3 protein-coding genes are annotated in these 3,867 nt (G+C 73.1%); all 3 read left to right on the plus strand.

The features are described 5' to 3' along the window. Positions 1-448 (plus strand): extracellular solute-binding protein (locus ACFV4G_RS41420; RefSeq protein ID WP_380448435.1); only part of this gene is annotated, 448 nt, incomplete at its 5' end. Positions 449-642: 194 nt separating this feature from the next. After that, entirely contained in the window at positions 643-2,340 is a 1,698-nt protein-coding gene (locus ACFV4G_RS41425; RefSeq protein WP_380448437.1) for a glycoside hydrolase family 13 protein, read from the plus strand. Between the two features lie 45 nt (positions 2,341-2,385). Continuing rightward, positions 2,386-3,711: an ABC transporter substrate-binding protein gene (locus ACFV4G_RS41430; protein ID WP_380448439.1), complete on the plus strand. Its 1,326-nt coding sequence runs from the start codon at positions 2,386-2,388 to the stop codon at positions 3,709-3,711. The last annotated feature ends 156 nt before the right edge of the window (positions 3,712-3,867 follow it).

Genomic DNA, 3,867 nt, shown 5'->3' on the forward strand with positions numbered 1-3,867 from the left:
GAAGGTCTACCCGCTGGAGCCCCGGGCCGGCTCGGGGGTGGGGGGGGGGTGGGGGGTGGGGCGGCTGCGGGCCCCGCCCGGCCGGGGCAGCGGCGTACTGGGCGGGTCGGGGCTGGCGGTCAGCCGCTTCTCCCGGCACCAGCGCACCGCGCGGGCGCTCATCGGCTACCTGACGAGCCGCCGCGCGCAGTCCCGCGTGCTGACCGACGGCGGACTGCCGCCCGTACGGGCGGACCTCTACACGGATCCGGAGCTGACGGCCCGCTTCCCGTACCTGCCGGTGCTGCGCACGGCGATCCTGGCGGCGGGGGCGCGCCCAAGCGTGCCGCAGTACCAGCAGCTGAGCCTCGCGTTCAGCGAGTCGGCGTTCGAGGTCGTGTCGGGCCGCCGGAGCGCCGATGCGGCGCTGCCCCGACTGGCGGCCGACCTGCGCGCCATCGTCGGCTGAGCCTTCGCGCCGGCCGTCTTCGGGGGCGTTCCCCCGGTTCCTGAGCACCTACTCGCGAGTACCTAACACGTATCTATGTCGAGCCGGTCTGACTCGTTCGTAATCCCTGGAAAACCCTTTCGAAGCAGGGTCTTAACAGCGGACGTCTCTGCCTGCTATACCTAACGCGAATGCATAACCGTTGGAGTAGCGAGATGCCCCACACCCTCCCCGACGGCGACGCGGCCGCCTTGCCGCGCGCCCGGTCACACGCCCTCATCGCCCCCGCCGCCCGTCCCTGGTGGCGCGACGCGGTGATCTACCAGATCTACGTGCGCAGCTTCCGCGACACCGACGGCGACGGCGTCGGCGACCTCGCCGGCGTCCGTGAACGCCTGCACCACGTGCGGCAGTTGGGCGCCGACGGCGTCTGGCTCAACCCGTTCTACGTCTCGCCCCAGCACGACCACGGCTACGACATCGCCGACCACTGCGCCGTCGACCCGGTCTACGGGGACCTCGCCGAGTTCGACCGCCTGGTGGCGGACTGCCGCCTGCTCGGCCTCAAACTGGTCCTGGACGTCGTACCCAACCACTGCTCCAGCGAGCACCCGTGGTTCCGGAAGGCGCTGGCCAACGGCCCCGGCAGCCCCGAGCGGGCCCGGTTCCACTTCGCCGAGGGCCGCGGCGAGCACGGCGAACTGCCGCCCAACAACTGGCGGGCCATGTTCGGCGGCCCCGCCTGGAGCCGGGTCACCGAGCCCGACGGGCGGCCCGGCCAGTGGTACCTGCACCTGTTCACCCCGGAACAGCCGGACTTCAACTGGCGCGACCCCGACGTCGGCACCCACTTCGAGGAGGTCCTGCGGTTCTGGCTGGACCGCGGCGTCGACGGCTTCCGGATCGACGTCGCGGCCGGGCTCTACAAGCACCCCGACCTGCCCGACTCCCCCGACCCGGACGTCGACGAGCGCACCCGCGACTCGGTCAACCCACTGGCCTGGAACCAGCCCGAGGTGCACGGCGTGTGGCGCCGGTGGCGGGCGGTCTGCGAGGAGTACACCGCCCGCGACGGCCACGAGCGCCTCCTCGTCGGCGAGGCCTCCGTGCCCACCCCGGCCGAACAGGCGCTGTACGTGCGGCCCGACGAACTGCACCAGGCCTTCTTCTTCCACCTGCTGCACGCGCCGTGGGACCTCGCGCACTTCCACCGGGTGATCGACGACGCCGTGCGGGACATCACCGCCACCGGCTCGACCGTCACCTGGGTGCTCAACAACCACGACCAGGTCCGCACGACGACCCGCTTCGCCGGCCAGGACCCCGCCTCGGGCCCCGCCCGGGCCGCGGCGGCCGCCCTGCTGATGCTCGCCCTGCCCGGCGCCGCCTACATCTACCAGGGCGAGGAGCTCGGACTGCCCGAAGTCCTCGACCTGCCGGACGAGTTGGTCACCGACCCGATCTTCCGTCGGACCGGCAGCCGCACCGGCATCCGCGACGGCTGCCGGATCCCGCTGCCGTGGTCGGGCACCGAGGCGCCGTTCGGATTCAGCCCGCCGGACGCCCCGGCCGCGCCCTGGCTGCCGCAGCCGGCCGCGTTCGCCGCCCACACCGCCGAACGGCAGCGGGCCGACGCCGGATCCGTCTACCACCTGTACCGCACCGCACTGCAGTTGCGCCGGGAACTCCCCCAGCTCGGCGAAGGCACGCTGCGGTGGCTGGAGGCCCCGCAAGGGGTCCTCGCGTTCGTCCGCGGCGAGGGCCTGGTGTGCGCCGTCAACTTCGGCGACACCTACGCGCGGGCCCCGGTCGCCGGTCCTCCCCTGCTCGCCAGCGGCCCGTGCGGCGACGGCCTCCTGCCGCCGGCCACCGCCGCCTGGTGGATCAAGTCCACTTCCGTACAAGCGATCTGACGCCGATTCGTGCAACCACCCACCCACACGAAGGAAGCCTCGACGATGAGACTCCGCAGCATCCTCCCCACCCTGGCCACCACCGTCGTCCTCGCGGCCACCACGACCGCCTGCGGCAGCGGCGGCGGCTCCGGGTCCGGCTCCGCCACCCAGGAGCTCAAGGGCCAGAGCCTGACCGTCGCCGCCGTCTGGAGCGGCACCGAGCAGGAGAACTTCAAGAAGGTCCTGGACGCCTTCACCGCGAAGACCGGCGCCAGCGTCAGCTACACGTCCACCGGCGACAACCTCTCCACCGTCGTCGGCAGCAAGATCGAGGGCGGCGACCCGATGGACGTCGTCATGGTCGCCCAGCCCGGCGTCGTCAAGCAGTTCGCCGACAAGGGCTGGCTCGCGCCGCTCCCGCCCAGCGTCACCGAGGCCGCGAAGAAGAACTACGCGAGCATCTGGTCCACGCTCGGCACCGTCAACGGCACCCAGTACGGCCTCTACTTCAAGGCCGCCGACAAGTCGACCGTCTGGTACAGCCCCACCGCCTTCCAGAACGCCGGCGTCCAGCCCCCGGCCACCTTCGACGACCTGCTCAAGGCCAGCCGCACGCTCTCCGACTCCGGCACCCCGGCCTTCTCCGTCGCCGGCCAGGCCGGCTGGCCGCTCACCGACTGGTTCGAGAACGTCTACCTCTCCCAGGCCGGGCCCGAGCTCTACGACAAGCTCGCCCGGCACGAGATCCCGTGGACCGACCCGTCCGTCGTCAAGGCCCTGACCACGCTCGGCAAGGTCTTCGGCGACCGGCAGCTCGTCGCGGGCGGCGGCCAGGGCGCGCTGCAGACCGACTTCCCCACCTCCGTCCAGCAGGTCTTCGGGCCGCAGCCCAAGGCCGCCATGACCTACGAGGGCGACTTCGTCGGCGGGGTCATCGCCTCCGAGCTCAAGAAGCAGGTCGGCACCGACGCGAAGGTGTTCCCCTTCCCCGCCGTCGACGGCGGCAAGGCGCCGGTGATGGGCGCCGGCGACGCGGCCGTCGTCCTCAAGGGCGCCAAGCACGCCGAGGCCGCGCAGAAGTTCGTCGAGTTCCTGGCCGGCCCGGAGGCCGCCGCCGTCTGGGCCAAGGCCGGCGGGTTCATCTCTCCCAACAAGGCCGTCGACCCGGCCGTCTACCCCGACGACACCACCCGCCAGTTCGCCAAGTCCGTGATCGACGCCGGAGACGCCTTCCGCTTCGACATGTCCGACCAGGCCCCCGCCGCGTTCGGCGGCACGGCCGGCCAGGGCGAGTGGAAGGACCTCCAGGACTTCCTCGCCGACCCCTCCGACGTCCAGGGCGCCGCCGCCAAGCTCGAAGCGGACGCCGCCAAGGCGTACAAGGGCTGATCCACATGTCTCTGCGTCCCACCCGCGGGGACCGGGCATGGGGGGGGGGGGGCGGGCGGCCCCCCGGGGGCCGCCCCGCGGGGGGGGGCGCCCCCCCCGCGCGGGGGCGGGGCCCGCGCGGGGCCGCCCCCCGCGCCCCCCCGGGCGCGCGCCCCG

Origin of the sequence: Kitasatospora sp. NPDC059747 (assembly GCF_042732955.1) — a bacterium.
Lineage (GTDB): Bacteria > Actinomycetota > Actinomycetes > Streptomycetales > Streptomycetaceae > Kitasatospora.

What these genes read in the sequence shown, in the direction of transcription:
- ACFV4G_RS41425 (WP_380448437.1), top strand. Translation starts at nt 643, where the DNA reads ATGCCCCACACCCTCCCCGACGGCGACGCGGCCGCCTTGCCGCGCGCC.
- ACFV4G_RS41430 (WP_380448439.1), top strand. Translation starts at nt 2,386, where the DNA reads ATGAGACTCCGCAGCATCCTCCCCACCCTGGCCACCACCGTCGTCCTC.